The following is a 3,726-nucleotide window of genomic DNA, read 5'->3' as shown; positions in this document are numbered from 1 at the left end:
TTAGTATATCAAAACCAGAAGCGTTTGTCAAGAACTTTTTTAAATTCTTTTTTGAAGAATCAAGCCGTTCTAAATCAAACTTTTCGGTTTTGCGCTCGTCTCTGAGAGACAGCTTTAATAGAATACCAAATTCGACAGCGAATGTCAAGCACTTTTTTATTTATTTTTGCGCCATACAATGCCTGTATTATAATAGTATACCTGCCTGTCTCCGTCGCGTGCCCTGTAAGCCGCATCTAACCTTGACATTTTCCCCAATTTAGTGTATAATTTCGCTCTTGTGGGAACTTTTTTTACAAGGAGAACGGTTTATGAAAAAAGTTGGTTCACTAATCAGACAGCTGCTGCCACGGCGTGATGTGCCGCTGCGCCAAAACACAAGGGCGCAAAAGCTGCTCCTGCTGCTACTGACACCGCTTACCGCGTTTTGGCTGATGCAGCTTGTGCTCGGCTCTCCGCCGTGGAATATGAGCGCAGGCGTGGCGCTGGCTAACTGGCTATGCCTCAGCGCACTCTACTGGATCGGCTGTGCGGTTATCGGCTATCCGGCGGTCTGCTGCGTGCTGCTGCACATTCTGGCCGGTATGTGGGGCGCTGCGAACTACTTCGTTTCTGTTTTCCGCGGCACACCTATTCTGCCGTGGGACTTTAAGGCGCTCGGTACCGCTGTGGCCGTTGCAGGCAGTTACAGCCTGTCTATGACCTGGCAAATTGCCATCTGCATTATGCTGGTTGCACTGCTTGCGTGGGCGCTGCGCCCTTATTATAAGATGGGGCATTTTCGGCCGCGCAAAGGCGATCTGCTGCGCCGCGGTTCCGTGTTGATTGCTGGTCTGCTGTGTCTCATCCCGATCGCCCACCCGCAAATGCTGGGCATGTTCGGCGTAGAGACCGACGTGTGGGATCAGCTCGGTGCCTACCAGACCGGCGGTGCCGCTGCAGAATTTCTGCGAAACACCGAATTTATGGAAGTGGAAAAACCGGATGATACCACGCCGGAACGCGTCAACGCTATTGTAAATGGTGCAGAGGATGACCCGACACCGAATGTCGGCGTTGATCACCCGAATATTGTTGCTATTATGAATGAGTCATGGGCGGACTTTGAGGACTTCGGCAATCTGACACTCACGGAAAGCCCAATGAATTACATCAACAGCGTGTCGAACGCGATCCACGGCCACGCCTACACCTCGGTATTCGGCGCGGGCACAAGCACGAGCGAGTTCGAGTTTCTGACCGGTAATTCGATGAACTTCCTACCATCGGGCAGTATCCCGTATCAGCAGTACATCCTCGGTCCGACGGATTCACTGGCTACGCTGCTCAAGGGCTACGGCTACGAGACGCGTGCGTTTCATCCGGGTGAGCGAACCTCGTGGCAGCGTAATATCGCGTATCCGCGTCTGGGCTTCGACTCATTCAAGTGCGGCGAGGACATGGACGTACCGCAGACCGAGGAGCACGGCTACGTCAGCGACGATTCCGACTTCGAGCAGATTATTTGGGAGTTTGAGCATAAGGACGAAAGCACACCGCTGTTTCTGTTCAATGTGACGATTCAGAACCACGGCAGCTACACGGTTGAGGATTACCCCGCCGAGGTGCAGGTCGCCGATGAGCCGGGCGTGTACCCCAAGGCAGAGCAGTATTTGACGCTCGCCAATAAGACCGATGAGGCCTTCAAAAAGCTGATCGACTACTTCTCGGCACAGACTGAGCCGACCATTCTCGTTATGTTCGGCGATCATCAGCCGTCTGTCGAGCAGGAATTTCTCGATAAGGCGTACGGCGTCACTCAGGACGAAATGACCATGGCGCAGTACATGGATAAGTTTAAGGTGCCGTTCATCATCTGGGCCAATTACCCGCTGACCGGCGATTCGACAAAGATCACCAGCCTGAACTTTCTCGCGCAGTATGTGCTGCGCAACGCAGGCATTGAAACCAGCGTCTACGGCAAATACCTGTGGAATCTGCAGAAAACCATTCTGGCGATGACCTTTGCCGGCTATTTCGATAGTGAAGGCAACGCATACAGCCATCTGGATACCACAAAATTTACCCCGCTGATTGAAGATTACGAGCGCGTACAATATAACAACCTGTTTGGCGGCGACGAACGCCAGGCAGAACTGTTTGCCTCTCCGGCAAGTACAACTTCAAGCGATGCCGCAAACGCAACCAGTGGCAATTAAACAGAAGCGACTGCTATTGAACAGCACCCCATTTGTTAGACAGTATGATACACTATCTAACAGATGGGGTGATTTATTATGTCAAGAGGAAAACCGAACAAACGATACACGCCGGAATTTAAGAAGCTGGTCGTGGAAACCATGATGGAAGAAAGGTTGAGTTACTGCGAAACAGCGAGACGATTTGAAGTAAGCAGTGCCACTCAGGTCAGAAACGGGGAGCATATTTATCTATCAGAAGGATCAGAGGCATTGGCCATCGAACGACGCCAGCACAAAACGCTGGTAGTTCAGAAGCTAAGGCAAAAATATTCTCTCAATCTTCTGCTTTCAATCGCTCAACTGCCCTGTGCAACGTTCTATTATCACTTGAAACCAATGCAGAAAACAGACAAATATACATCCGTTAAGGAAGAAATCACAACTATTTTCCACGAAAACAAGGGCAGATACGGCTACCGGTGGATTACGACAGTGCTTTCCTTGTGAATCATAAAACCGTTCGGAGACTTATGAAGGCGTTAGGGCTGATTTGCCGCGTCCGAATGAAGAAATACCGTTCTTACAAGGGAAATGTGGGTAAAATTGCACCAAATCTGTTAAATCGAGATTTTCATGCAGACAAGCCCAATCAGAAGTGGGTCACGGATGTGACGGAGTTTAGCCTGTTCGGAGAAAAACTCTATCTGTCCCCAATTCTCGATCTGCACAGCAGCGATCTGGTCAGCTACACGATTTCAGACCGTCCGGTACTGCGCATGGTAATGACTATGTTGGACAAGGCGTTTGCAAAGATTCCTGATGGTACAGATCTCATTCTCCATTCTGACCAGGGTTGGCAGTATCAGCACAAGCAGTACCAGCGCATGCTCCGGGAGAAGGGCATCCGGCAAAGCATGAACCGTAAAGGAAACTGTCTGGATAATGCTGTGATTGAAAACTTCTTTGGAATACTCAAAAGCGAGCTGCTCTATCTGCAGGAATTTCAATCCATGGAACACTTCAAGCAGGAGCTCATTGAGTATCTGGACTACTACAACAATCGCAGGATTAAGGCAAAACTAAAGGGCCTGCCGCCTGCAATTCACAGACAACAGGCCCTTTCGGCTGCTTGAACAATTTTTACTTCGAAATATTGTCTAACTTTTGGGGGTCACTTCATATGCAGTCGCTTTTTATTATCTAAAATCCATCTAAGTCCAAGTATGTGCTTTACCTGATAGGCCCCAGCCACCAGCACCCGTAAACAATTCGCGCGACACGGGTATGTTGCGCCTGCGTAGACTTAACCGCATGTATAGCAGCAAAGAATCTGACACTGCGAATAGGTCGAGAAATGGGAGCACACTGTGCTCCCCTACAGTAGAAAAGATCCTCTGCCGTTCCCCTTTTCGGAGCGATCGCTGGTTTCTGGTCTGCGCCAAACTAAGAAGTAAAGGAAAATGGGAGCTAAGAGGGTAGAAACCGTAGGTGTCTACCCTCAAAAGAAAAAGCAGCAACTTTCGTTGCTGCTTTAGATGTAGGCGTT

General features: G+C 49.8%; 1 protein-coding gene and 1 pseudogene. Both read left to right on the top strand.

Going from position 1 to position 3,726, the window contains the following annotated elements:
• The first annotated feature begins 311 nt into the window (after positions 1 to 311).
• Complete coding sequence (locus PGY33_RS14135) at positions 312 to 2,198, top strand: LTA synthase family protein (protein WP_118753750.1); 1,887 nt, start codon at positions 312 to 314, stop codon at positions 2,196 to 2,198.
• A gap of 276 nt (positions 2,199 to 2,474) precedes the next feature.
• Positions 2,475 to 3,313, top strand: a pseudogene (locus PGY33_RS14130) (IS3 family transposase); the annotation flags it as partial.
• Between the last annotated feature and the right edge of the window lie 413 nt (positions 3,314 to 3,726).

Origin of the sequence: Butyricicoccus sp. AF18-9LB (assembly GCF_027684505.1) — a bacterium.
GTDB lineage: Bacteria > Bacillota > Clostridia > Oscillospirales > Butyricicoccaceae > Agathobaculum > Agathobaculum butyriciproducens.
This window is presented reverse-complemented; position numbering and strand designations above follow the sequence as displayed.

Excerpts from the sequence above, each read along its gene's own strand:
- PGY33_RS14135 (WP_118753750.1), top strand. The coding sequence starts at position 312 with ATGAAAAAAGTTGGTTCACTAATCAGACAGCTGCTGCCACGGCGTGAT.